The organism is Variovorax sp. OAS795 (assembly GCF_040546685.1).
Taxonomy (GTDB): Bacteria; Pseudomonadota; Gammaproteobacteria; order Burkholderiales; family Burkholderiaceae_C; genus Variovorax.
Map to the genome: position 1 here is coordinate 2,246,959 of NZ_JBEPOH010000001.1, position 23,840 is coordinate 2,270,798.

Genomic DNA, 23,840 nt, shown 5'->3' on the forward strand with positions numbered 1-23,840 from the left:
CTGTCCACAGGGTTTTGCACAGCACGTTCACAGAGTTATGCGTAGCGCCGCAGCCCCGGCGCGCGTAGCATCCCCGTTCACTCATCAAGGTCCCATGTCCGCCGTTTTCTCCTATGCCGACAACGACCCGTCGGCCGATCGCCAGGTCGGCAAGCTTCGCATTCCGCCTCACTCGATCGAGGCCGAATCGAGCGTGCTCGGCGGGCTGCTGCTCGACAACGGCGCGTGGGACCGCATGGGCGACCTGCTGGTGGACGGCGACTTCTACCGCCATGAGCACAAGCTGATCTACGCGGCCATCGGGGGGCTGATCAATGCCAGCAAGCCGGCCGACGTGATCACCGTGTACGAGCAGCTGCAGGGCCTTGGCAAGGCGGAGGAAATCGGGGGCCTGGTGTACCTGAACTCGCTCGCGCAGTACGTGCCGAGCGCAAGCAACATCCGACGCTACGCGGAGATCGTGCGCGAGCGCTCGATCCTGCGCAAGCTCGTGTCCGCGAGCGACGAGATCGCGACCAACGCCTTCAACACGCAAGGCAAGTCGGTCGACAAGATCCTGGACGAGGCCGAGCAGAAGATCTTCAACATCGGCGAAGAAGGCACGCGGATGAAGCAGGGCTTCCAGAGCATGGATGCCCTGGTGGTCGAACTGCTCGACCGCGTGACGGAGATGGCGGAGAACCCGAACGACATCACCGGCGTGCGCACCGGCTTCTACGAGTTCGACAAGATGACCTCGGGCCTGCAGCCGGGCGACATGATCGTGCTGGCGGCGCGTCCCTCCATGGGCAAGACCTCGCTGGCCATCAACATCGCCGAGCACGTGGCGCTCAACGAAGGGTTGCCGGTGGCGGTCTTCTCGATGGAAATGGGCGCTTCGCAGCTCGCGGTGCGTATCGTCGGCTCCATCGGCCGCATCGACCAGGGGCACCTGCGTACCGGCAAGCTCAGCGACGAAGAGTGGCCGCGCCTGACCGAGGCGATCGAGAAGCTGCGCAATGTGTCGCTGCACATCGACGAGACGCCGGGCCTCACCACCAGCGAGCTGCGCGCCAACGCGCGCCGCCTCGCGCGCCAGTACGGGCGGCTGGGGCTCATCGTGGTCGACTACCTGCAGCTCATGAGCGTGTCGACCAGCATGAACGACGAAAACCGCGCCACAGCGGTGGGCGAAATTTCGCGGGGCCTGAAGATGCTCGCCAAGGAGCTCAAGTGCCCGGTGATCGCGCTGTCGCAGTTGAGCCGCGGCGTTGAAAGCCGCACCGACAAGCGTCCCATGATGAGCGACCTGCGCGAATCCGGCGCCATCGAGCAGGACGCGGACATCATCATGTTCATCTACCGCGACGACTACTACGACAAGAACAGCAAGGAGCCGGGCGTCGCCGAGGTGATCATCAGCAAGCACCGCAACGGTCCCACGGGCACCGTCAAGCTGACCTTCCTGAAGCCGCTCACCAAGTTCGAGAACATGGCCAGCTACGGCAGCAGCGACGACTACTGACGCTGCCCGGCTATTGTGGTTGCTGCTCGAGCCGCTTTGCTTCCGCCGAGCGGGCCTTCACCTGGCGCAGCATGTCGGCCAGCGTCTTGCCCGCTTCGTCGCGAAAGCGCTCTGGCAGCACCTCGACCGCGTCCATGCGGTCGATGCGAAAACCGCGAAAGTCGCTGCGCAGTTCGCACCAGGTAGACAGCGTCCAGACCTTGCCCCAGTAGAAGCAGCCGAGCGGGCGCACGGTGCGTTCACTGGCATCGCCCGACACGTCACGGTAGCTGAGGCGCAGCTTCTGGCGTGCCTCCACGGCCTCACGCAAGGTCTGGAGCCGATTGCGCATGGCATCGTCCAGGCCCAGCGCGGGCGCATAGAGCGCCAGTGCTTCCGCCGAGACGCGGGCCGCCGCGGGCAGGACCGAGAGGATCTTGCCCAGCCCGGTTTCGATGTTGCGTGCCAGCGCCGGATCGACCCAGCTCTGCGCCAGCCGTGCCGCAGCCACGAGCGCTGAAGCCTCCTCCTGCGTGAACATCAGCGGCGGCAGCTCGAAGCCCGCGCCGAGCCGGTAGCCCACGCCGGCTTCGCCTTCGATCGGTACGCCCTGGTGCTGCAGGTCGGCCACGTCGCGATACACCGTGCGCTCCGACACTTCCAGGCGCTGCGCGAGGAAGGCGGCCGTGGTGAGCCGGCGGCCGCGGATCAGCTGCACGAGCTGGAAGAGGCGGTCGGCGCGGCGCATCAGCGCGCTCCTTGCAATTTTGGTGCGACCTCGCGGGGCCAGCCCTGGGGTGTACTCATGAAACTCCGATGTGGATCGCCACCTTGTCCGGCCCCTCGTAGGCTTCGAAATCGCTGCGGTAGCGGCGCGTGATTTCCGGGTGCGCCTCGAAATACTGCCAGATGCGCTCCCAGGTGGCGACCACCATCTGCGGCATTTCACCCTGGCCCTCGAAGACGAGGTAGTCGCCGGGCTCGATGGCTACGCTGCCCCTTGCATCCGCGACGGCCACGCCTACCGTCACGTCGAAGGCGCCATCAGCATCGGATTCGTAGCTGGAATAGACACCGAAGATACGGGCGTCGCTTGTGCGATCGGGCGTCGACCGGTAGGTCTCTTCGCCGAAGAAGCGATTCCACAGCGCGCCGATGCGGGCGGTCGCGGGATCGTCCTCCGCGCGGTTGGTCGTTCGGCCGGTGAGGCCGGCGACGTGGAAAGCGCCATGATGCTGGCGGACGGGGTCCATCGGGTGTGTCTTCTGCATGGGTGATGTCGGGATTGTGGCGCTCAAAGCGCGAGCGCCTTCAGGTCGGCTTTCATGGTTCGAGCGATCAGCATCATGTCGGCATCGCTGACTTCGAACATGCCGAAGCGGAACTTGTAGCCCCATTGGCTCGGGTTCTCGACGAAGGCAAGGTGCTCGATCAATGGAGCGATGGGCGCCTCGCGCGAAGGCGCGTAGGCCACGTCGCGGCGCCAGGGGATGAAGCCCCCGCCCATATCGAATTCGTAAGGCTCGCCAGGTTGCGCGATGCCGATCGACACGAAGCTCTGCAGCTTGTCCGTGCCGCCGAACACCGTGGCCGGCGCGTAGTAGGCCACGCGGTCGCCGGCTGCAACGCGCTTGAGCGGCCCCAGCTTGCCATGGCCGACCTGCATGAAGCCGAGCGGCTTGTGGTCGCGCCCGCGCCGGGCGTGCTCGGCGCTGGCAACGGCGATCCAGTTGCGCTGTGCCATTGCGGTTCACTCCAGGGCGTGAAGGCCGACTTCGTTGCCCTCGGTGTCGCGCAGATGCGCGATGAAGCCCATGCCGGGCGGCAGTGCGGACTTCGGCTCGACGATCTGGCCACCTGCTTTCTCGACGCGCGCGAGCACGGCATCGATGCTGGGCATGCAGTCCAGGTAGATGCGGATGCCGCTGCCGGCGCGTGCGCTGGCGTTCGCGCCGGCCTGGAGGGCGCCGCCCGTGGCCGGGTCGTCGTAGGGGAACACGGCCAGCGTCTCGCTGCCAAAGGTCTCGCGGCGCAGCTTGCGGCCGAGCACGGTCTCGTAGAAAGCCTGCGCGCGGTCGAGGTCGGCGACGGGAATCTCGAACCAGCTGATGGCGTTTTGCATGAAGGACTCTCTTTCGTTGTTGTTGAAGGAGCCTCGATGGTGCGGACCGCCTCCTGACAACGTCTTGTCAGGAGCCTGTCACGACGGGCAAGAAAAAAGCCCGCGATGCTCGGCGGAGCATCGCGGGCCCGATCGGGGCGGACGAAGCGCCTAGAGCACGTCGCTCGCGAAGTCGGCCAGGCGCGAGCGTTCGCCGCGCGCCAGCGTGATGTGCCCGCCGTGCGGCCAGCCCTTGAACTTGTCGACCGCGAAGGTCAGGCCCGAGGAGCCTTCGGTCAGGTAGGGCGTGTCGATCTGCGCGAGGTTGCCCATGCAGATGATCTTGGTCCCCGGGCCGGCCCGGGTGATCAGCGTCTTCATCTGCTTGGGCGTCAGGTTCTGCGCTTCGTCGATGATCACGTACTTGTTCAGGAAGGTGCGCCCGCGCATGAAGTTCATGCTCTTGACCTTGATGCGGCTGCGGATCAGCTCGTTGGTGGCCGCGCGGCCCCATTCGCCGGCGCCGCCGCCGTCGCCCTTGGCGAGGAACTCGAGGTTGTCGTCGAGCGCGCCCATCCAGGGGCCCATCTTTTCTTCCTCGGTGCCGGGCAAAAAGCCGATGTCCTCGCCCACGCTCACGGTGGCCCGGGTCATGATGATCTCGGTGTAGCGCCGGTCGTCGAGCACCTGCGTCAGGCCCGAGGCCAGCGCCATCAGCGTCTTGCCAGTGCCGGCGGTGCCGGTGAGCGTGACGAAGTCGACCTCGGGGTCCATGAGCAGGTTCATCGCGAAGTTCTGCTCGCGGTTGCGCGTGTTCACGCCCCACACGGCGTTCTTGCCCGAGCTGTAGTCCTTCAAGGTCTTGAAGACGGCGGTCTTGTCGCGGATCTCGGTGACGCGCGCATACATGCTCGGCTCGCCGGGCGCCTCGAAATAGACGAACTGGTTGATGTACAGGTTGGGCACCAGCGGCCCGCTGACGCGATAGAAAGTGTTGCTGCCGCTCTGCCAGCTTTCGACCGTCTTGCTCTGGCGGGTCCAGAAGTCGGGCGGCAGCGCGAGCGAGCCCGCATAGAGCAGGTCGCCGTCTTCCAGCGTCTTGTCGTTCTGGTAGTCGTCGGCGGCAAGGCCGAGGGCGCGCGCCTTGACGCGCATGTTGATGTCCTTGGACACCAGCACCACCTCCTGCTTCGCACGCCCGGGCTGGTCCTTGGCATAGAGGTCGCGCAGCGCCTGCACCACGCCCAGGATCTGGTTGTCGGCCTTGCCCTGGGGCAGGCTGACCGGCAGCGAGTAGTCCAGCGGCTCGGTCTGGAAGAACAGCTTTCCGCCAGCCTCGCGGTGCCCCGTGGTGTCGAGCTTCAGGCCCTTGGCGATGTCGGCGTCCTGCGTGCCGGCCAGCGCATCCAGCGTGCGGCTGGTCTGGCGGCCGTTGCGCGCCACTTCGGTGGTGCCCTTCTTGTGGCCGTCCAGTTCCTCCAGCACGATCATCGGCAGGAAGATGTCGTGTTCCTCGAAGCGGAACAGGCACATCGGGTCGTGCAGCAGCACGTTCGTGTCGAGCACGAACAGCTTGGCGGCGCCGTTCGACTTGGCGCGCTTGGAACGGGTCGGAACCTGCGGCGCCGCCACAGGCGAAGGCGCGGGCACGTAGACAGCAGGCGGCGCCTCGGGTTCGCCGCGGGCTGCGGGGCGCTGCTCGTGGTTGCGGTCATTGCCGCGTTCGGGGTTGCGCTCCGGGTTGCGGGAAGGAGCGGGTTTCGACCTGCCGCGGGCCGAAGGTGCGGCCTCGCCGCTGCCGCCTGCCGCCTCGGCGGTATTCCGGTCGAACAGTTCGAGCGGCTGCGAGCCGCTCGGGGAAGCCGAATCGGCACGCGATTCGCCCGAGCGGCGCGAGCCCCGGTGAGAGGAGCGGGCGGGTGCATCGTGCGCATCCGGCGAGAGCAATGCGGCGCGTTTCGTGGGGGCGGGGGGCAGTGGCATGTGTCAGGTCGCTCGCAGGAAGTGGAAACCAGAAAACGAAAAAGCCGCCTGTAGACCAAGGCGGCTTTGTTCGGGGGATGCGGTCGTGGAGCTCAACGGCATGAGGCCATTATGCACACCCGCAGCGGCGCGTCTTGCGCTGTTTGCACCGTCCGTTGGGCAATTCCCACGGCCTGAAGCAAAAGCGCACAGACCGCGCTTCTTGTAACGGTCAGGCGGCCTTCTTGAGCGCCTTGACGGCCTTCAGCACGTCGTCGACATGGCCGGGGACCTTGAGCCCGCGCCATTCGGCCTTCAGGATGCCGTCGGCGCCGATCAGGAAGGTGCTGCGCTCGATGCCCTTGACCTTCTTGCCGTACATGATCTTGTTCTTGACCACGCCGAACATGTGGCACATTTTTTCTTCCGTGTCGGCGATGAGTTCGAACGGCAGCTCGAGCTTGGCCTTGAACTCGTCGTGCGACTTCATGTTGTCGCGGGACACGCCGAACACCGTGGCACCGGCCTTTTCGAAGTCCTTGTAGCGATCGCGAAACTGCATGGCTTCGGTCGTGCAACCCGGAGTGTTATCTTTCGGGTAAAAATACATGACCAGCACGTGGCCGAGATGCGAGGTATTCGAGACTTTCAGGCCACCCGTGGCGTTGGCGTCGAATTCAGGAATGGGTTTGTTGACAACGATCGCCATGAATCTTGTTTTCTCCGTTGGTTTCCATTGGATCGGGCGCTTTGAGGCACACTCGACGAAATGGAGGATTGGTCGTTGCTAACTGAGGGCAGCAGGCCTGTTCGCAACCCGGTATTTTACCCCGAAAACCTCCCCCTCAGCCAACCTGGGGTGGTTCGACCAGCAGGGCGGCGATCACGTGGCGGCCTTCGCCGGCCAGGATGTTGTAGGTGCGGCAGGCTGCCGGGGTGTCCATGGTCTCCACACCGGTGCGCTTGGCCATGAGGGGCTGGAGCCACGCCGCTTGCGGAAAGCGGATGCGGGTCCCGCTGCCGAAAATGATCAGTTCCGCGCCCAGCGACGCCAGCTGGGCGAAATGCTCGGGCCCCAGCTGGTCGAAACGGGTGCAGTCCCACGCAAAGCGTTCGCCGCGCGAGCCCACCACCACGCTGCCCTCGACCTTTTCGTTGTTGATCGCGACCCAGCCGGGGCCGTGGGCGGTAAGGGACTGGACGTCGGATTTGTCGGGCTGGAGCTTCATCGGGGCACTGGGAACTGTGGTCAAATTATAGGTTTTCCCCAGTGACACGAGGCCCTCCAGGGCCTTTCGACATCGAGTAACCCGCGCCCGGGAGGGCCCTTTGAAGCAGTTCAAGAAATCGGCCAAGCTGGCCAACGTGCTCTACGACATCCGCGGCCCCATCATGGAGGCCGCCCAGCGGATGGAGGAAGAGGGCCAGAAGATCATCAAGCTCAACATCGGCAACCTCGCGGTGTTCGGCTTCGATGCGCCAGAGGAAGTCCAGCAGGACATGATCCGCAACCTGCCGGGCTCGGCGGGCTACTCGGACAGCAAGGGCATCTTCGCGGCGCGCAAGGCCGTGATGCACGAGACGCAGAAGCAGGGGATTGCCGGCGTCACGCTCGACGACATCTACCTGGGCAACGGCGCCAGCGAACTCATCGCCATGGCGACCAACGCGCTCCTGAACGACGGCGACGAAATGCTGCTTCCGGCGCCCGACTACCCGCTGTGGACCGCCGTGACCAGCCTGTCGGGCGGCAAGCCGGTGCACTACCTCTGCGACGAGGACAACGGCTGGATGCCCAACCTGGACGACATCCGCGCCAAGATCACGCCGCGCACCAAGGGCATCGTGGTGATCAACCCGAACAACCCGACCGGCGCGCTGTATACCGATGAGTTGCTGCGCGGCATCGTGGCCATCGCGCGCGAGCACGGGCTGGTGATCTTCGCCGACGAGGTCTACGACAAGGTGCTCTACGACGACGTCCGGCACACGGCCATCGCGAGCCTGTCGAACGACGTGCTCACACTCACCTTCAATTCGCTTTCCAAGAGCTACCGTTCCTGCGGCTACCGGGCCGGGTGGCTGGTGGTGTCGGGCGACAAGAAACCGGCGCGCGACTACATCGAGGGCCTCACCATGCTCTCGAACATGCGCCTGTGCGCCAACGTGCCGGGCCAATGGGCGATCCAGACTGCGCTGGGCGGCTACCAGAGCATCAACGACCTGGTCGGCAAGGGCGGCCGGCTGCGGCGCCAGCGCGACCTGGCCTACGAACTGATCACGGCCATTCCGGGCGTGAGCTGCGTCAAGCCCAGCGCCGCGCTCTACATGTTCCCCAAGCTCGATCCGAAGGTGTACCCCATCGACGACGACCGGCAGTTCTTCCTCGAACTGCTGAAGGAAACCAAGGTGATGCTGGTGCAGGGCACCGGCTTCAACTGGGCCACGCCCGACCATTTCCGCATCGTGTTCCTGCCGCACGAGGAAGACCTGCGCGAGGCCGTCCAGCGCATCGCCAGGTTCCTGGAGCAGTACCGCTTGCGCAGCAAGACCGGGTCATGAAATCCGCCCGCGTGGCAAAGAGGCCCGGGGCGTTGCGCCGCAATGCACCGCCGCATGCGGCGGCGACCGGACCCTGCCGCGCAAGCTGAGCCCCGCCGTGAGCGTGCCGCCTGCCACCCCATCCAAACCATCAACGCGAATCTTCCAATGAAACCCATCCAAGTAGGCCTGCTCGGTGCAGGCACCGTCGGCAGCGGCACCTTCAAGGTGCTGCTGCGCAACCAGGAAGAAATCAAGCGCCGTGCGGGCCGCGGCATCGAGATCACGATGGTGGCCGACCTCGACCAGGCGCGTGCGCGCGAAGTGGCGGGCGAGGGCGTCGAGGTGGTCAGCGACGCGCGCGCCATCATCGCCAACCCCGACATCGACATCGTCGTCGAACTCATCGGTGGCTACGGCATCGCGCGGCAGCTGGTGCTCGAGGCCATCGCGGCCGGCAAGCACGTGGTCACGGCCAACAAGGCGCTGCTCGCCGTGCACGGCACCGAGATCTTCGCGGCCGCGCACGCCAAGGGCGTGATGGTCGCGTTCGAGGCCGCGGTGGCGGGCGGCATCCCGATCATCAAGGCGCTGCGCGAAGGCCTTACAGCCAACAGCATCCAGTGGCTGGCCGGCATCATCAACGGCACCACCAATTTCATCCTTTCGGAAATGCGCGACAAGGGCCTGGACTTCGCGACCGTGCTCAAGGAAGCGCAGCGCCTGGGCTACGCCGAAGCCGACCCCACGTTCGACATCGAGGGCGTCGACGCGGGCCACAAGGTCACGCTGATGAGCGCGATCGCCTTCGGCATTCCGGTGCAGTTCGACAAGGCGCACATCGAAGGCATCACCAAGCTCGCCGCGCAGGACATCAAGTACGCCGAGCAGCTCGGCTACCGCATCAAGCTGCTGGGCATCACCAAGCGCACCGCGCAGGGCATCGAGCTGCGCGTGCATCCCTCGCTGGTGCCGTCGAAGCGGCTGCTCGCGAACGTCGAGGGCGCCATGAACGCCGTGGTGGTGCATGGCGATGCCGTGGGCACCACGCTCTACTACGGCAAGGGCGCGGGCAGCGAGCCGACGGCCAGTGCCGTGATTGCCGACCTCGTCGACATCACGCGCCTGCACACGGCCGACGCCGCGCACCGCGTGCCGCACCTGGCCTTCCACCCCGATGCAATGAGCGACCTCCAGGTGCTGCCGATGACCGAGGTCGTCACCAGCTACTACCTGCGCCTGCGCGTGGCCGACCAGGCCGGCGTGCTCGCCAAGGTGACGGGCCTGCTCGCCACCGCAGGCATCAGCATCGACGCGGTGCTGCAGCGCGAAGCCGACGAAGTGGGCGGCGAAGGCTCGACCCAGACCGACCTGATCATCCTCACGCACGACGCGCGCGAAGGCACCGTGAACGACGTGCTCGCCGAACTGCAGGCACTGCCCACGGTGCTGCAGCCGATCGTGCGCATCCGCAAGGAAGAGCTGTCCTGAGGACGGCGCAAGAGAAGCAACGTGAACTACCTGAGCACCCGCGGCCATCCGGACCGCAAGCGTTTCTGCGAAATACTGCTTGAAGGCCTGGCGCCCGACGGCGGGCTGTATCTGCCCGAGCACTACCCGCAAGTCGACACCGCCACGCTCGCCAGGTGGCGCAGCCTGCCGTATGCGGAACTGGCGTTCGAGATTCTCTCGCTCTACATCGACGACATTCCGCCGGCCGACCTGAAGGCCATCTGCGCCAGGACCTACACCCCCGCGGTGTTCGGCACCGAAGAGATCGTGCCGCTGCGCGAGCTCGAGGACGGCGTGTACCTCGAGGCTCTGTCCAGTGGCCCCACGCTTGCCTTCAAGGACATGGCGATGCAGCTCCTGGGCAACCTCTTCGAATACGAGCTGGCCCGCCGCGGCGCGGAGCTGAACATCCTGGGTGCCACCAGCGGCGACACCGGCAGCGCCGCCGAATACGCCATGCGCGGCAAGAAGGGTGTGCGCGTCTTCATGACCTCGCCCGACGGCCGCATGAGCCCGTTCCAGCAGGCGCAGATGTTCAGCCTGCAGGACGAGAACATCCACAACATCGCCATCACCGGCGTGTTCGACGACTGCCAGGACATCGTCAAGGCGGTGTCGAACGACCTCGGCTTCAAGCGCAAGTACCGCATCGGCACCGTCAATTCCATCAACTGGGCGCGCCTGCTCGCGCAGGTCGTCTACTACTTCGCAGGCTATTTCCAGGCCACGGCCGCCAACGACAAGCCGGTGAGCTTCACCGTACCGTCGGGCAACTTCGGCAACGTGTGCGCGGGCCACGTGGCGCGGATGATGGGCCTGCCCATCCAGACGCTGGTGGTCGCCACCAACGAGAACGACGTGCTCGACGAGTTCTTCCGCACCGGCATCTACCGCGTGCGCGCGGCGGTCGACACGCATGAAACGTCGAGCCCGTCGATGGACATCAGCAAGGCCAGCAATTTCGAGCGATTCATCTTCGACCTCGTGGGCCGCGATGCCGCCAGGTTGCGCGCGCTGTTCGTCGAAGAACTGGGCGGCCAGGGCCGCTTCGACCTGAGCGCGGACGCCGCCTTTGGCGAGGCTGCGCAGCGCTTCGGCTTCAAGAGCAGCCGCAGCACGCATGCCGACCGCCTGGCCACCATCCGCGACACCGACAAGCGCTTTGCCACGCTGGTCGATCCGCACACGGCCGACGGCCTCAAGGCCGCGCGCGAACACCTCGTGGCCGGCGTGCCGATGGTGGTGCTCGAGACCGCGCTGCCAATCAAGTTCGCCGCCACGCTGGTCGAAGCCCTGGGCCACGAGCCGGAGCGGCCGGCCAGGTTCGAAGGCATCGAGGCGCTGCCCAAGCGTGTGGTCAAGCTCCCGGCCGATGTGGAGGCCGTGAAGGCCTATATCGCCCAGAACTGTGACTGAGCCTTGCCGCAAGCCTCGCCTTGCGATGGCTTCCCCGCATCTGCATCTGCATACGCCTGCCGCATAGTCGGCGGCCACAGGAATTCGACATGAAGGTGATCGGCTTTTCCGGGTACTCGGGTTCGGGCAAGACCACGCTGGTCGAGCGCCTGATCCCGGTGCTCAGGCTGCATGGGCAGCGCGTGTCGGTGGTCAAGCATGCGCACCACAAGTTCGACATCGACCATCCCGGCAAGGACACCTACCGCCATCGCGAGGCGGGGGCCTTCGAGGTGGTCGTGGCATCGGACAAACGGCTGGCGCTGATCCGCGAGTTCGAGCAGCCCGCGCAGCTCACCGTGCACGACCTCATTGCAGAACTGCATGACGGCGTCGACTGGGTGCTGGTCGAGGGCTTCAAGCACAGCGACCTGCTCAAGATCGAAGTCTGGCGCGCCCCCGAAGACGGCCAGCCGCCGCGGCCGTCGAAGTACATCGACGATGCCTTCGTGACCGCCATTGCCACCAACGCGCCCGCGAGCCTGCCGGAGCCCACCAACCTGCCCCTTTTCGACCTCGACGACATCGAGGGCATCGCGCAGTGGTTGATCGACAGCGGCAGCCGCTTCGAATACAACCCCGAACACCATGGCTGATTCCGTGACTCCTTCGCGCCCGCCGCTGATGGCGCTCGACGACGCGCTGGCAAGCCTGCTCGGCAAGGCGCAGCCCAGGCTGGCCGCCGAAAGCGTCGCCACCTTCGACGCCGACGGCCGCGTGCTCGCGCAAGACCTGGTGTCCGCGCTCACCGTGCCGCCGCGCGACAACAGCTCGATGGACGGCTATGCGGTGCGCGTGGCCGACTGCGCCGCGCCCGGCGCGGTGCTCCAGGTGGCGCAGCGCATTCCCGCCGGCACCGTGGGCACGCCGCTCGCGGCCGGCACCGCGGCACGCATCTTCACCGGCGCGCAGATACCCGAAGGCGCGGATGCCATCGTGATGCAGGAAGACACCCAGGCGCTGCCCCAGGAGGGCACGCTCGGCACGGTTCGCATCGAGACCGTTCCCGCCGCCGGGCAGTGGATTCGCCGCGCGGGCGAAGACGTGGCCTCCGGCGACGTGGTGCTGCGCAAGGGCGAGCGCCTGACACCCGCCGCGCTCGGGCTCGCTGCGAGCGTGGGTTTCGATCGGCTCCAGGTGGCGCGGCGGCCGCGCGTCGCGTTGCTGTCGACCGGCGACGAACTGGTGATGCCCGGCGAAGTCGCACCCGAGGCCATGAAACCCGGGGCAATCTACAACTCCAACCGTTTCTTCATGCGCGCCTTGCTGCACCGGCTCGGCTGCGAGGTGAACGACCTGGGCATCGTGCCGGACAAGCGCGACGCCACGATCGAGGCGCTGCGTGGTGCGGCCGAGCACAGCGACCTGATCATCACCACCGGCGGCGTCTCCGTGGGCGAGGAAGACCACATCAAGGCCGCGGTCCAGGCGCTCGGCGAGCTGCAGCTGTGGTCGCTCTCCATGAAGCCCGGCAAGCCTTTCGCCTATGGCTCGATTGCGAGAGCCGGAGGCGAAGCGCAAGGTCGCTGCCACGTCACGGGCCTGCCCGGCAATCCGGTGTCCAGTTTCCTGACCTTCCTCCTGCTGGTTCGCCCCTTCCTGCTGACGCTGCAGGGCGCCACGCGCGTGGCGCCCGAGCCGGTGCACATGCGCGCCGACTTCGACTGGCCGCGCGCCGACAAGCGCCGCGAGTTCCTGCGCGCGCGCCGCAACGCCGCCGGCGGGCTCGACCTGTTCACCAACCAGAGCTCGGGCGTGCTGACGTCGATGGTCTGGGGCGACGGCATCATCGACAACCCGCCGGGCCAGGCCATCCGGGCCGGCGACACGGTGAAGTTCATTCCCCTGGCTTCGCTGCTGGCCTGAGACGCACCCATGAAGGTCCAGATCCGTTACTTCGCCTCGGTGCGCGAGGCACTCGACGCCAGCGGTGAAACCGTCGACACCGCCGCTGGCACGCTGGCCGCGCTGCGCGACGAACTCATCGCCCGCGGCGGCGCCTACGCCACGGCGTTGGCGCGCGGCAAGGCCGTGCGCATGGCGCTCGACCAGGCCATGAGCGACGAGGCGGCCGCGCTGCGCGAAGGCTGCGAGGTCGCCTTCTTCCCACCCGTCACCGGCGGCTGAGCCCGGCGTCCAGGGCCACGAGGCGATCTCGCAACGCGTCGGTTGCGCGGGTCATCGGCGAGCGCAGTTCGCCGCTCATCGATCCGCCGTGCGCCAGGAGCGCCTTGACCGGCCCCGGGTTCGGTTCGGCAAACAGCAACTCGATCAGCGGCCGCAACGGCTGCCACTCGGCGCGCGCTTGTGCAAGCCGGTTCTCCGCGAGCAGGCGCAGCACCTGCACGAAGCGCCGCGTCTGCACATGTCCGCTTGCCGCAATGGCGCCCGCGCCGCCTTCGGCCACCGTGGCGAAGATCTGGTGGTCTTCGCCAGACAGCACCTGGAGCCGGCCGTCGGCAATCAGCGCGCGCGTCTTGGCCATGTCGCCGCCGCAGTCCTTGACGCCGCGAATGCGCGGGTGTTCGGCCAGCGCCAGCAGCGTTTCGCGCGCCAGGGTCGCACCGGTGCGGTAGGGAATGTCGTAGATCAGCACCGGCACCGGGCTGGCGTCGGCGATGGCCCGGAACCATTCGAGCAGGCCGGCTTGCGAAGGGCGGATGTAATGTGGCGCGGGCACCAGCAGACCCGCCAGACGGTGTTCGGCCAACTGGCGCACCCAGGCCGTGGTCTTGCCCAGGTGGTAGCCAGAGAGGCCCATGACGATCGGCAGTCCCTCGGCGGCAGCCTGCACGGTTTCGAGTGCGGCGAGCTGTTCGGTCTCATCGAGCGCGGCGGCCTCGCCCGTCGAACCGCAGACCACGAAGCCGGCCACGCCGTCGCCGGCGAGCCGGCGCGTCAATGCCGAGAGCGCGGCATGGTCGATGGCGCCGCCGCGAAACGGCGTGACAAGGGGGATCCAGAGGCCCGAGAAATCAGGGCTGGCGGAGAGAGATGATGATTGCGGCACGCGTTTCCTCACGGGAATCGACCGATGGAAAAAGAACCGTCGTTCGATGCGCGCGCAACCCGATGGGGACCAATGCCTTGGCAGGTTCCGTCGCTCATCCGACGACGGAACCGCAGCTCCGGTCAGACGAGCTTTGGTTTTTTGGCTTTGCTGCCCTGGCGCGCACGGCGGCTCTCAAGGTGCGTAAGCACCGGAGAAAGCGTGGCGTGGCAAGGCATTGCCGAAGTCTAGCGCGGTGCCACAATCCCGGCATGAGCGATGCACGCGTTTCGATCCAGACAGCCGATTTCGACCTCGGACAGGAGGTCGCCGCGTTGCGCGCCGGCGACAAACGCGTGGGCGCGGTCTGCAGCTTCATCGGCACGGTCAGGGATCGCAATGACGGCAGCTCGATCGCCTCGATGGAGCTCGAGCACTATCCCGGCATGACCGAGAAGGCCATCGAGGGGATGATCGACGAGGCGCACCGGCGCTTCGACATCCTCGGCGCACGTGTGATCCACCGCGTGGGCCTGCTGCGGCCGCCCGACCAGATCATGATGGTGGCGGTGATCTCGGCCCACCGGGGCCAGAGCTTCGAGGCCTGCGAGTTCCTGATGGACTATCTCAAGACGCAGGCGCCGTTCTGGAAGAAGGAACAAACGCCTGAAGGCGCACGATGGGTGGATGCGCGCGTCAGCGACGACGCGGCGCTGGCGCGGTGGGGTATCACCGCCAACAACGCCTGATCTCTCTCCCCTCTCGCAGAGGGAGAGGGGGCAAGGGAGGTCAGAGGGGCTTGAACCCGCTCGACTGGATGATCCGCTCCCAGGCCTGCGTGTAGGTGCGCACGCGGCCTGCGAACTGGCCCTGCGGCTCGTAGGCCACGGTGAGGCCTATCGTGGTCAGCTTCTGCTTCACGTCGGGCATGGCCAGCACCTTCTGCAGCGCCTCGCCGTACTTGTCGATGATCGGCTGGGGCGTGCCGACGGGCGCGAAGATGCCGTAGTAGGGCAGGTCTTCGAGGTTGGAGAAGCCCAGTTCGGTGAAGGTCGGCACGTTCGGCAGCACGGCCTGGCGCCTGGCGCCGATGGAAGCCACGATGCGCACCTTGCCCGCCTTGTGGTTCTCGATGAAGTCCGGCACCGAGGCGATGCCCGCGGTGATCTGGTTGCCCAGCATGTCCGCCGTCATCGGTGCGCTGCCGCGGTAGGGCGCGGGCTGCACGTCGATCTTGTATTTTTCCGAGATCATCTTCACCAGGAACTCCGGAATCGAGGCCGGCGCCGGGATGCCGATGGTTTCCTTGCCGCCGCGCTGGGTGCGAACCCATTTCACGTACTCGTCGAGGCTCTTGGCCGGCGTACCGCCCGAGACGGCCAGCACGTTGGCGAAAGTGGCAAAACCCGCCACGGGCACGAAATCGGTCGCCGGATTGAAGCCCGGGTTCTTCACCACCTGCGGCAGGATCGAGATGGAGTGGTCGTGCGAGAGGAACAGCGTGTGGCCGTCGGCCGGTGCGGCCTTCAGCGCCTGCGCGGCGATCTGCCCGCCGGCGCCGGCGCGGTTCTCCACCACCACCGGCACGCCCAGCACGTCCTTGAGCTTCTCGCCCAGCGTGCGGGCGATGGCGTCCGTGCCGGCACCGGCGGGAAAGCCGACCAGCAGGCGGATGGGGGTGCCTTGCGCCTGCGCAAGACCGGACAGGCCCAGGGCCGCTACAAAGAGGCCGACGCCGAGCGCCCGGCGAACCGGATGGGGGCTCTGCATTGAAAAAACCATGATCGACTCCATTCGAAAGATGAGCAGGCACAGTGCAATACCCGTGCCGGAGACGCCGGACACCTTGAATCGCGTCCGAACAGTCCTATTTTGAGTGCAGGAACACCACCATGCGACAAGACAAACTCACCACCAAATTCAACGAAGCGCTGAGCGATGCGCAGACGCTCGCGATCGGCAACGACAACGCCTACATCGAGCCGGCCCACCTGCTGGTCGCGATGCTGCGCCAGGACGACGGCCCTCGCGCCTTGCTGGAGCGTGCCGGCGTCAACGTGCACGGGCTGGCGAACGCGGCCGAAGCCGCCATCAAGAAGCTGCCGCAGGTGCAGGGACACGATGTCGTGCAGGTCGGTCCGGAGCTGGGCAAGCTGCTGCAGGCCACCGAGAAAGAGGCCATCAAGCGCAATGACCAGTTCATTGCGGGCGAGCTCTTCCTCCTGGCCGTGGCCGACAGCAAGTCGGACATCGGCCGCATCGCGAAGGAAAACGGACTGAGCCGCAAGTCGCTCGAATCGGCCATCGATGCCGTGCGCGGCGGCCAGGGCGTGAACAGCGCCGACGCCGAGGGCCAGCGCGAAGCCCTCAAGAAATACTGCCTCGACCTGACCGAGCGCGCCCGCCTGGGCAAGCTCGACCCGGTCATCGGCCGCGACGAGGAGATCCGGCGTGCCATCCAGGTGCTGCAGCGCCGCACCAAGAACAACCCGGTGCTCATCGGTGAGCCGGGCGTGGGCAAGACCGCCATCGTCGAAGGGCTGGCCCAGCGCATCGTCGCGGGCGAGGTGCCCGAGTCGCTCAAGGGCAAGCGGGTGCTGTCGCTGGACATGGCCGCGCTGCTGGCCGGCGCCAAGTACCGCGGCGAGTTCGAGGAGCGCCTGAAGACCGTGCTGAGCGAGTTGGCCAAGGATGAAGGCCAGACCATCGTCTTCATCGATGAGTTGCACACCATGGTCGGCGCCGGCAAGGCCGAAGGCGCGATGGACGCGGGCAACATGCTCAAGCCGGCGCTTGCGCGCGGCGAGCTGCACTGCGTGGGCGCCACCACGCTCGACGAATACCGCAAGTACATCGAGAAGGACGCCGCGCTGGAGCGCCGCTTCCAGAAGATCATCGTGGGCGAGCCGAGCGTCGAAGCCACCATCGCCATCCTGCGCGGCCTGCAGGAAAAGTACGAGGTGCACCATGGCGTGCAGATCACCGACCCGGCCATCGTCGCCGCGGCCGAGCTGTCCGACCGCTACATCACCGACCGCTTCCTGCCCGACAAGGCCATCGACCTGATCGACGAGGCCGCGGCCAAGATCAAGATCGAGATGGATTCCAAGCCCGAGGTCATGGACCGGCTCGACCGCCGGCTGATCCAGCTGCAGATCGAGCGCGAAGCCGTGCGCCGCGAGAAGGACGAGGCCTCGCAGAAGCGCTTCAATCTCATCGAGGACGAGATCGCGCGCCTGCAAAAAGAGATTGCCGACTACGACGAGATCTGGCAGGCCGAGAAGGCGCAGGCGCAGGGCAGCGCGAAGATCCGCGAGGACATCGACAAGATCAAATTCGAGATCGAGGAGTGGAAGCGCAAGGGCGACTTCAACAAGCTCGCCGAGCTGCAATACGGACAGCTGCCCGCGCTCGAGAAGCGCCTGCGCGAAGCCGAGGAAAACGAGGCCAGCAAGGGCAAGTCGAGCGCGCCCACGCTGCTGCGCACGCAGGTCGGCTCCGAAGAAATCGCCGAGGTCGTGGCGCGCGCCACCGGCATTCCGGTCGCCAAGCTGATGCAGGGCGAGCGCGACAAGCTGCTCGTCATGGAAGACAAGCTGCACGAACGCGTGGTGGGGCAGGACGAGGCCATCGGCGCGGTGGCCAACGCCATCCGCCGCTCTCGCTCGGGCTTGAGCGACCCGAACCGCCCGACCGGCTCCTTCCTGTTCCTCGGCCCCACGGGCGTGGGCAAGACCGAGCTGTGCAAGGCGCTGGCCGGATTCATGTTCGACAGCGAAGACCACCTCATCCGCATCGACATGAGCGAGTTCATGGAGAAGCATTCGGTCGCCCGCCTGATCGGCGCGCCGCCGGGCTACGTCGGCTACGAGGAGGGCGGCTACCTGACGGAGGCCGTGCGCCGCAAGCCCTACAGCGTGGTGCTGCTCGACGAGGTCGAGAAGGCGCACCACGACGTGTTCAACGTGCTGCTGCAGGTGCTCGACGACGGCCGCCTGACCGACGGCCAGGGCCGCACCGTGGACTTCAAGAACACCGTGATCGTGATGACCAGCAACATCGGTTCGCCGATCATCCAGTCGATGGTGGGCCAGCCGGCCGAGGAGATCAAGGAAGCGGTGTGGGACGAGCTGAAGAACTACTTCCGCCCCGAGTTCCTGAACCGCATCGACGAGACCGTGGTGTTCCACGCGCTCGACGCGAAAAACATCGAATCGATTGCCGCGATCCAGCTCAAGGTGCTGAAGGCCCGGCTCGCGAAGCTGGACCTGGGCCTGGAGGTCTCCCCCGCGGCGCTGGCCGAGATTGCCAAGGTCGGCTTCGATCCGGTGTTCGGCGCACGGCCGCTGAAGCGCGCGATCCAGCAGCGCATCGAGAACCCGCTGTCGAAGCTGCTGCTCGACGGCAGCTTCGGCCCGAAGGACACGATCGAAGTGACAACCGACCCGATCCGGACCCCTGGCCAGTTTTCGTTCACCAAGGCCGGGGAACCATCGGAGGCCATTGCGGCCTAAAGTCGGATGATGAACTTCATTTTTCGCGTCATTCTTCTGCTTTTGGGCCTGGTGTTCGCGGCCAGCCTCGCCGTGGTGGTCACGCTGCTCGCGGCCATGTGTGGTGCGCGCTACGCCTGGGGGCGGATCACGGGCCAGCCTGTGACGCCATGGATGGCTTCGATGGGCGGACGTTTCAATCCGCGCTCGGGCTTCGAGCGCTTTCGCAAGGCGGCGCAGCCGGCCGAGCCCACCGCGGCCGACATGGCCAATGCGCGTGCGCGCGGCGAATCGGTGCGCAGCCCGTTGTCGCTGCGTCCCGCCGGCGACGTGACCGACGTGCGGGCCCGGCCCGCGCGCGGCGAGTAGCGGCGCGGCGTATGTTCAGGCGCGGTACAGCGCCTCGATCTCTTCCGCGTAGGCCTTGTAGATGCTGGAGCGCCGCACCTTCATGGTCGCGGTGACTTCGCCGTCGTCGTGGTCCAACTCTTTTGTGAGCAGGTGAAAACGCCGGATCTGCGACACCTGCGCGAGCTTCTCGTTGCCGCGTGAAATTTCTGTTTCGATCAACGCGCGCACGCGCGGCTCGTCGACCAGCGAGCGGAAGTGGGTGAACGGAATGCGTGCCGCTTCGGCCCACTTGCCGACCGTTTCGTAGTCGATCTGCAGCAGTGCACCGACGAACTTGCGGCCGTCCGCCACCACGATGCATTCCTTGATGAAGGGGCTGCCCTTCATGGTGTTCTCGATCTCCGAGGGCGTGAGATTCTTGCCGCCGGCCGTGATCATGATGTCTTTCAGGCGGTCGACGATGCGCAGCTGGCCGTCTTCTTCGCGCACCACGTCGCCCGTATGGAGCCAGCCGTCGCGCAGCGATGCAGCCGTGGCCTCGGGGTTCTTGTAGTAGCCCTCGAACACCATCTCGCCGCGCACCAGCAGTTCGCCCGCTTCGCCCACGCGGTGCTCGGTGCCCAGCGTGGGCGGGCCCACGGTGCCGATCTTCACGGCGTCGCTGCGATGGCCGGCAATCATGCCGGTCGATTCGGTGAGCCCGTAGACCTCCACCAGGGGCAGGCCCAGCGTGCGAAAGAAGCGCACCACGTCGGGCGGGATGGGTGCCGCACCGGTCAGTGCGATGCGCGCGCGCCGCAGTCCGATGAAGTTCTGCAGTGCGCGCAGCACCGTCCAGTAGTGCAGGGCGAAGCGGCCGCGCTCCGCCAGGGTCCATGCATGGCGCGGTTTCTCGGCCAGCGGCGCGCAGGCGGCCATCGCGCGGCCGAACAGCGCGCGTTGCAGCCGTCCGGCCTCCTGCATCTTGATGGTGATGCCAGCGTGCAGCTTTTCCCAGATGCGCGGCACGCCGAGGAACATCGTGGGCGCCACTTCGCGCAGGTCTTCCTGCACGGTGCGGATCGATTCGCCGAAGTTCACCTGCGAGCCCAGGTAGAGCGGCACGAAGGCCGAAAGCATCTGCTCGGCCACATGGCACAGCGGCAGGTACGACAGGTGCGTGGTGGCGCCATCGAGCGCCAGCCGCTCGGCGATGCCGGGCACCACGCCGCGGATGTTGCGGTACGAAATCATCGCGCCCTTGGGCTTGCCCGTGGAGCCCGAGGTGTAGATCATGAGGCCGATGTCGGCCAGCGACTGGTGCGCCAGCGCGGCGTCGATCGGCCCGTCGCCCTCGCGTGCATGCACTTCGGCGCCGGCCCGTTCCACGTCCGCAAAGGTGGCGATGAGTCCGCGCACCTCGGGCGGATAGCTCGCGAGCCCCTTGGTCTCGATGACGACGATCTTGCGCAGGCGCGGCAGCTGGTCGATCGCGTCGAGCACCTTGTCGGTCTGTTCCTGGTCCTCGCAGACGATCACCTCGATGTCTGCATGGCCGATCACATAGGCCACCTCGTTGCTGGGGCTGGTCGGATACACGCCGACCGTCACCGCGCCGATCAGGCCCGCGCCCATCTGCGCGAGCAGCCATTCGACGCGGTTCTCGGAGATCACGCCCAGGTGCCCGCCGCGGCGCAAGGCCCATCGCATGCAGGCCGAGGCCGAAGCGGCTGGCGCGCTGCAGGTAGCCGGCCCAGTCGAGCGGGTGCCAGATGCCGAAATCCTTTTGCCTGATCGCAATCTGCCGGGGCTGCCGGCGCGCCTGCTCGCGCAGCATCTGCGGCAGCGTGAGCGGGGGGAGCGCTGCTGAGGTCATCGGTGTTTCCGTTGGCACTGCGCTCATGACAGCCAGCGCTTGCGGCGCTTGTAGTGCTTGAGCGTGCGGAAGCTGCGCGATTCGCCGCTGCCGCCCACGCCCAGGTAGAACTCCCGCACGTCGGGATCGGCCGCCAGCCGTTCGGCGCTGCCGTCGATCACCACCTTGCCGCTTTCCATGATGTAGCCCGTGTGCGCAATGGCCAGCGCCACGCTCGCGTTCTGCTCGACCAGCAGCATCGAGGTGCCGCGCTCGGCGTTGATGCGCGCGATGATCGTGAAGATGTCTTCCACCAGCTTGGGCGAAAGGCCCAGCGAGGGTTCGTCCAGCAGGATGAGCTTGGGCTGCGCGACCAGCGCCCGGCCGATCGCGAGCATCTGCTGCTCGCCCCCCGAGAGATAGCCCGCCAGGCCCTTGCGCCGTTCGTGCAGGCGCGGGAAGTACGCGTAGACGTCGTCGAAATTGCGCGGCGGCGCGGCACCCTGGCGGCCGGCCAGCGCGTAGGCGGCGGCGACCAGGTTTTCCTCCACCGTCAGGTCCTCGAACACGCGGCGGCCTTCCATCACATGGCTGAGCCCGCGCCGCACCAGCTGCTGCGGCGCGAGCTGCGCGGTGGGTGCGCCATCGAACACGATACGGCCCGCTTCCACCTCGCCGTCTTCCAGCGCAAGCAGCCCCGACACCGCCTTGAGCGTGGTCGACTTGCCGGCGCCGTTGCTGCCCAGCAGCGCCACGATCTGCCCGCGCGGCACGGCCAGCGACAGGCCGCGCAGCACCTGCACGACCTTGTTGTAGACCACCTCGATGTTGTTGACCTCCAACACGAGGTCCGGCGGTGCCGCGCGCGCGTCCATCAGTCCAGCGAGATCCAGTCTGACGCGGCCACCATCTTCTGCGCCTTCATGTCGGCCTTGTAGACGCGGCCCACCGGGATCGAGTTGCCCTTGATGGTGATCGGCGTGCCGATGATCCCGCCGGTGTCGAAGTCCTTGATGGTGTTGAGCGAGGCCTTGAGGTTCCTGGCGTCCAGCGGCTTGCCTGCCTCCAGCGTGCGCCTGGCGGCTTCGGTGAACAGCATCGCGGTGAGAAAGCCTTGCGTGTACGCGGTGCTCTGGTACTCGGGGCGCAGCGCGCGGATCTTGTCGAGCATCGGCGCCTTGGCCGAGGTGTCGTAGTAGTAGCGGTAGGGCATGACGCCCATGAACCCGTCGGCGCCTTCGCCCATCTTCATGACAGTGGAACTGTCCATGGTCCAGAAGGTGCCCATCCATTTGCTGGTCATGCCCATCTGCTTGCCCTGCTGGATGAACTCGGGAATGGGCGCCAGGATGTAGCCGTGGAAGATGGTGTAGTCGGGCGCGGCGCGGCGCAGCTTGATGACTTCGGTCGACACGTCGACACTGCCCGGCGGCGTCATGAGCTTGACGGGGACCGTCAAGCCCAGCTTCCTGGCGGCGGCCTCGCTGGCCTCGATGGGATCGCGGCCGAACTCGGAATCCGAGTACACGAAGGCCACCTTGGCGCCGGGCTTTTCCTTGGCGATGTGCCGCAGCAGGATGCCGATCTGTTCGGTGTAGTCGGGCCCCACCAGGAACTGGTTCGGGTACTTGGCGGCGTCGTTCAGCTCGGTCGCGAACGAGGCACCGGCCATCAGGATCTGGCCGTTGCGGTCGAGCTCGGGGTTGATCGTCTTGGAGAAGCCCGTGGAGTCGCCGTAGTAGAGGTTGACCTTGTTCTGGCTCGTGATCTTCTTGAAGGCCGCTACAGAGACGTCGACCTTGTAGCCCGTGTCCTCGGGCACGTAGCGCAGCTTGCGCCCCTTGATGCCGCCCGCATCGTTGACGATCTTCACGTAGTCGGCAATGCCGGCGTTGATGCCGACGCCCGCGAAGGCGAACACGCCGGTCATCGGGATCGAACCGCCGATGACGATGTCCTCGCTGCCTTGCGCATGCGCGAACGGCACCGCGGCCGCGAGGCCGGCGGCAATCAAGAGGGCGCGGCGGTGTTGGGAAAGCTTCGGTGTCTTGGGCATGCTTGTCTCCTGCGGTCTAGTTACGGAAAGGCCATAGATGAAAGAAGCGGCGGATGCGCCGCCACACTTCTGCGAGCCCATGCGGCTCGAACACCAGAAATCCGACGATCAGCAGCCCGAACACCACGGTGCGAACGGGCGAGAGGAACACGGCCATCTCGACGCCGCCGGGCAGCAGGTCGACCACCAGCTTGAGCAGCTCGGGCACCATGGTCATGAACACCGCGCCGAGGATGCCGCCGAGGATCGTGCCCATGCCGCCGACGATGATCGCGGCCAGGAAAGAAGATCGACATCAGGAGCGGAAAGCTCTCGGGCGTGACCACGCGGAAGAAGTAGGCCCACAGCCCGCCGGCCACGCCGGCGTAGAAGGACGAGAGGCCGAACGACAGCAGCTTGTAGCGCAGCAGCGGAATGCCCAGCACCTCGGCCGAGATGTCGCGGTCGCGGATCGCGATGAAGGCCCGGCCCACGCGCGTTCGAAAGAGGTTGGCCGCGCCGAGCACCATCAGCAGCATGACGGGCACGATCACCCAGTAGAGGCGGAACGAGGTGTCCAGCGGCAAGCCGAAGAACTGCGCGGGCGGCAGCGAGAGGCCCGATGTGCCGCCCGTGAGCTTGAGGTTGGCGAACAGGAAGTGGGCGATGAACGAAGCGGCAATGGTGGCAATGGCCAGGTACAGGCCCTTCACGCGCAGCGAGGGAATGCCCACGACCAGGCCTCCGAGCATGGCGACCACGCCGCCTGCGGCAATGTTCAGCAGGAAGGGCGTGCCGAGCCGTGTGTGCATGATGGCGACGGTGTATGCACCCAGGCCCATGAAGGCGGCCTGGCCCAGGCTCACCAATCCCGTGTAGCCCGTGAGGATGTTGAGCCCTGTCGCGCTGGCCACGTTGATGGCGACCAGGCACGCGAGGTACAGCCAGTAGTCGCTGGCCATGAACGGGAACAGCACCAGCAGCGCCGCGCCCATGGCCAGCCACGCCTTCTGTGTGCGCGAGTCGAAGAGCGCCGCATCCGCGACGTAGCTTTGCTTGAGGGTGCCTATGCGCATGGGTCCGC

General features: G+C 66.5%; 21 protein-coding genes and 2 pseudogenes. 10 read left to right on the forward strand and 13 right to left on the reverse strand.

The annotated features are described in order from the left end of the window. Positions 1–94: 94 nt before the first annotated feature. Positions 95–1,504 carry a replicative DNA helicase gene (dnaB, locus tag ABID97_RS10845; RefSeq protein WP_354398490.1) on the forward strand — a complete coding sequence of 470 codons (1,410 nt, stop codon included), beginning with the start codon at positions 95–97 and terminating at the stop codon, positions 1,502–1,504. A gap of 10 nt (positions 1,505–1,514) precedes the next feature. Here the strand turns inward: dnaB and ABID97_RS10850 are convergent, their stop codons facing one another. The 7 genes from ABID97_RS10850 to ABID97_RS10880 all read right to left on the reverse strand — a co-directional run bounded on the left by ABID97_RS10850 (position 1,515) and on the right by ABID97_RS10880 (position 6,775). Then, the gene (locus ABID97_RS10850; protein ID WP_354398491.1) at positions 1,515–2,231 is read right to left on the reverse strand and encodes a helix-turn-helix transcriptional regulator; all 717 of its coding nucleotides are present in this window, start codon (positions 2,229–2,231) and stop codon (positions 1,515–1,517) included. Positions 2,232–2,286: 55 nt separating this feature from the next. Continuing rightward, a complete protein-coding gene (locus ABID97_RS10855; protein WP_354398492.1) occupies positions 2,287–2,754 on the reverse strand; it encodes a GyrI-like domain-containing protein in 468 nt (155 codons plus the stop codon). Between the two features lie 23 nt (positions 2,755–2,777). Continuing rightward, positions 2,778–3,227, reverse strand: a complete 450-nt coding sequence (locus ABID97_RS10860; RefSeq protein WP_354398493.1) for an EVE domain-containing protein — start codon at positions 3,225–3,227, stop codon at positions 2,778–2,780. Between the two features lie 6 nt (positions 3,228–3,233). After that, on the reverse strand, positions 3,234–3,605 hold the full coding sequence (locus ABID97_RS10865) for a VOC family protein (RefSeq protein ID WP_354398494.1): 372 nt from the start codon (positions 3,603–3,605) through the stop codon (positions 3,234–3,236). Positions 3,606–3,755: 150 nt separating this feature from the next. Then, positions 3,756–5,567: a PhoH family protein gene (locus ABID97_RS10870; protein ID WP_354398495.1), complete on the reverse strand. Its 1,812-nt coding sequence runs from the start codon at positions 5,565–5,567 to the stop codon at positions 3,756–3,758. Positions 5,568–5,778: 211 nt separating this feature from the next. Beyond that, complete coding sequence (locus ABID97_RS10875; RefSeq protein WP_007830801.1) at positions 5,779–6,255, reverse strand: peroxiredoxin; 477 nt, start codon at positions 6,253–6,255, stop codon at positions 5,779–5,781. Positions 6,256–6,391: 136 nt separating this feature from the next. After that, the gene (locus tag ABID97_RS10880; RefSeq protein ID WP_354398496.1) at positions 6,392–6,775 is read right to left on the reverse strand and encodes an Mth938-like domain-containing protein; all 384 of its coding nucleotides are present in this window, start codon (positions 6,773–6,775) and stop codon (positions 6,392–6,394) included. Positions 6,776–6,875: 100 nt separating this feature from the next. Between ABID97_RS10880 and ABID97_RS10885 the strand changes: the two genes are divergently transcribed. The 6 genes from ABID97_RS10885 to ABID97_RS10910 all read left to right on the forward strand — a co-directional run bounded on the left by ABID97_RS10885 (position 6,876) and on the right by ABID97_RS10910 (position 13,181). Then, the gene (locus ABID97_RS10885; protein ID WP_354398497.1) at positions 6,876–8,108 is read left to right on the forward strand and encodes a pyridoxal phosphate-dependent aminotransferase; all 1,233 of its coding nucleotides are present in this window, start codon (positions 6,876–6,878) and stop codon (positions 8,106–8,108) included. Between the two features lie 147 nt (positions 8,109–8,255). After that, positions 8,256–9,578 carry a homoserine dehydrogenase gene (locus ABID97_RS10890; protein WP_354398498.1) on the forward strand — a complete coding sequence of 441 codons (1,323 nt, stop codon included), beginning with the start codon at positions 8,256–8,258 and terminating at the stop codon, positions 9,576–9,578. Positions 9,579–9,599: 21 nt separating this feature from the next. Continuing rightward, positions 9,600–11,015 (forward strand): threonine synthase, encoded by a 1,416-nt coding sequence (thrC, locus tag ABID97_RS10895; RefSeq protein WP_354398499.1) that lies wholly within the window; start codon positions 9,600–9,602, stop codon positions 11,013–11,015. An 89-nt stretch (positions 11,016–11,104) separates the two neighbouring features. Next, positions 11,105–11,650 (forward strand): molybdopterin-guanine dinucleotide biosynthesis protein B, encoded by a 546-nt coding sequence (mobB, locus tag ABID97_RS10900; RefSeq protein ID WP_354398500.1) that lies wholly within the window; start codon positions 11,105–11,107, stop codon positions 11,648–11,650. Continuing rightward, positions 11,643–12,920 (forward strand): molybdopterin molybdotransferase MoeA, encoded by a 1,278-nt coding sequence (locus ABID97_RS10905; RefSeq protein ID WP_354398501.1) that lies wholly within the window; start codon positions 11,643–11,645, stop codon positions 12,918–12,920. The genes mobB and ABID97_RS10905 overlap by 8 nt, the downstream gene beginning before the upstream one ends. 9 nt (positions 12,921–12,929) lie before the next feature. Next, positions 12,930–13,181, forward strand: a complete 252-nt coding sequence (locus ABID97_RS10910) for a MoaD/ThiS family protein (protein WP_354398502.1) — start codon at positions 12,930–12,932, stop codon at positions 13,179–13,181. Here ABID97_RS10910 and ABID97_RS10915 read toward each other — a convergent pair. After that, positions 13,168–14,064, reverse strand: a complete 897-nt coding sequence (locus ABID97_RS10915; protein ID WP_354398503.1) for a 4-hydroxy-tetrahydrodipicolinate synthase family protein — start codon at positions 14,062–14,064, stop codon at positions 13,168–13,170. The two genes, ABID97_RS10910 and ABID97_RS10915, sit on opposite strands and share 14 nt — an antisense overlap. A gap of 251 nt (positions 14,065–14,315) precedes the next feature. Here ABID97_RS10915 and ABID97_RS10920 point away from each other — a divergent pair, with 251 nt between their 5' ends. Next, a complete protein-coding gene (locus tag ABID97_RS10920) occupies positions 14,316–14,792 on the forward strand; it encodes a molybdenum cofactor biosynthesis protein MoaE (protein ID WP_354398504.1) in 477 nt (158 codons plus the stop codon). 40 nt (positions 14,793–14,832) lie between these two features. Here ABID97_RS10920 and ABID97_RS10925 read toward each other — a convergent pair whose 3' ends face one another. Further along, positions 14,833–15,825, reverse strand: coding sequence for a Bug family tripartite tricarboxylate transporter substrate binding protein (locus tag ABID97_RS10925; RefSeq protein ID WP_354398505.1), 993 nt, complete (start codon positions 15,823–15,825; stop codon positions 14,833–14,835). A gap of 110 nt (positions 15,826–15,935) precedes the next feature. Between ABID97_RS10925 and clpB the strand changes: the two genes are divergently transcribed. Then, complete coding sequence (gene clpB, locus ABID97_RS10930) at positions 15,936–18,557, forward strand: ATP-dependent chaperone ClpB (protein ID WP_354398506.1); 2,622 nt, start codon at positions 15,936–15,938, stop codon at positions 18,555–18,557. A 9-nt stretch (positions 18,558–18,566) separates the two neighbouring features. Then, positions 18,567–18,905: a hypothetical protein gene (locus ABID97_RS10935; protein ID WP_354398507.1), complete on the forward strand. Its 339-nt coding sequence runs from the start codon at positions 18,567–18,569 to the stop codon at positions 18,903–18,905. A 15-nt stretch (positions 18,906–18,920) separates the two neighbouring features. On the opposite strand, the pseudogene ABID97_RS10940 reads toward ABID97_RS10935, so the two are convergent. The 4 genes and pseudogenes from ABID97_RS10940 to ABID97_RS10955 all read right to left on the reverse strand — a co-directional run bounded on the left by ABID97_RS10940 (position 18,921) and on the right by ABID97_RS10955 (position 23,832). Then, positions 18,921–20,742, reverse strand: a pseudogene (locus ABID97_RS10940) (AMP-dependent synthetase/ligase). Between the two features lie 23 nt (positions 20,743–20,765). Further along, positions 20,766–21,596 carry an ABC transporter ATP-binding protein gene (locus tag ABID97_RS10945; protein ID WP_354398508.1) on the reverse strand — a complete coding sequence of 277 codons (831 nt, stop codon included), beginning with the start codon at positions 21,594–21,596 and terminating at the stop codon, positions 20,766–20,768. Then, positions 21,596–22,777 carry an ABC transporter substrate-binding protein gene (locus tag ABID97_RS10950; protein ID WP_354398509.1) on the reverse strand — a complete coding sequence of 394 codons (1,182 nt, stop codon included), beginning with the start codon at positions 22,775–22,777 and terminating at the stop codon, positions 21,596–21,598. The genes ABID97_RS10945 and ABID97_RS10950 overlap by 1 nt, the downstream gene beginning before the upstream one ends. A gap of 16 nt (positions 22,778–22,793) precedes the next feature. Continuing rightward, positions 22,794–23,832 (reverse strand): annotated as a pseudogene (locus ABID97_RS10955) (branched-chain amino acid ABC transporter permease). Positions 23,833–23,840: the final 8 nt, after the last annotated feature.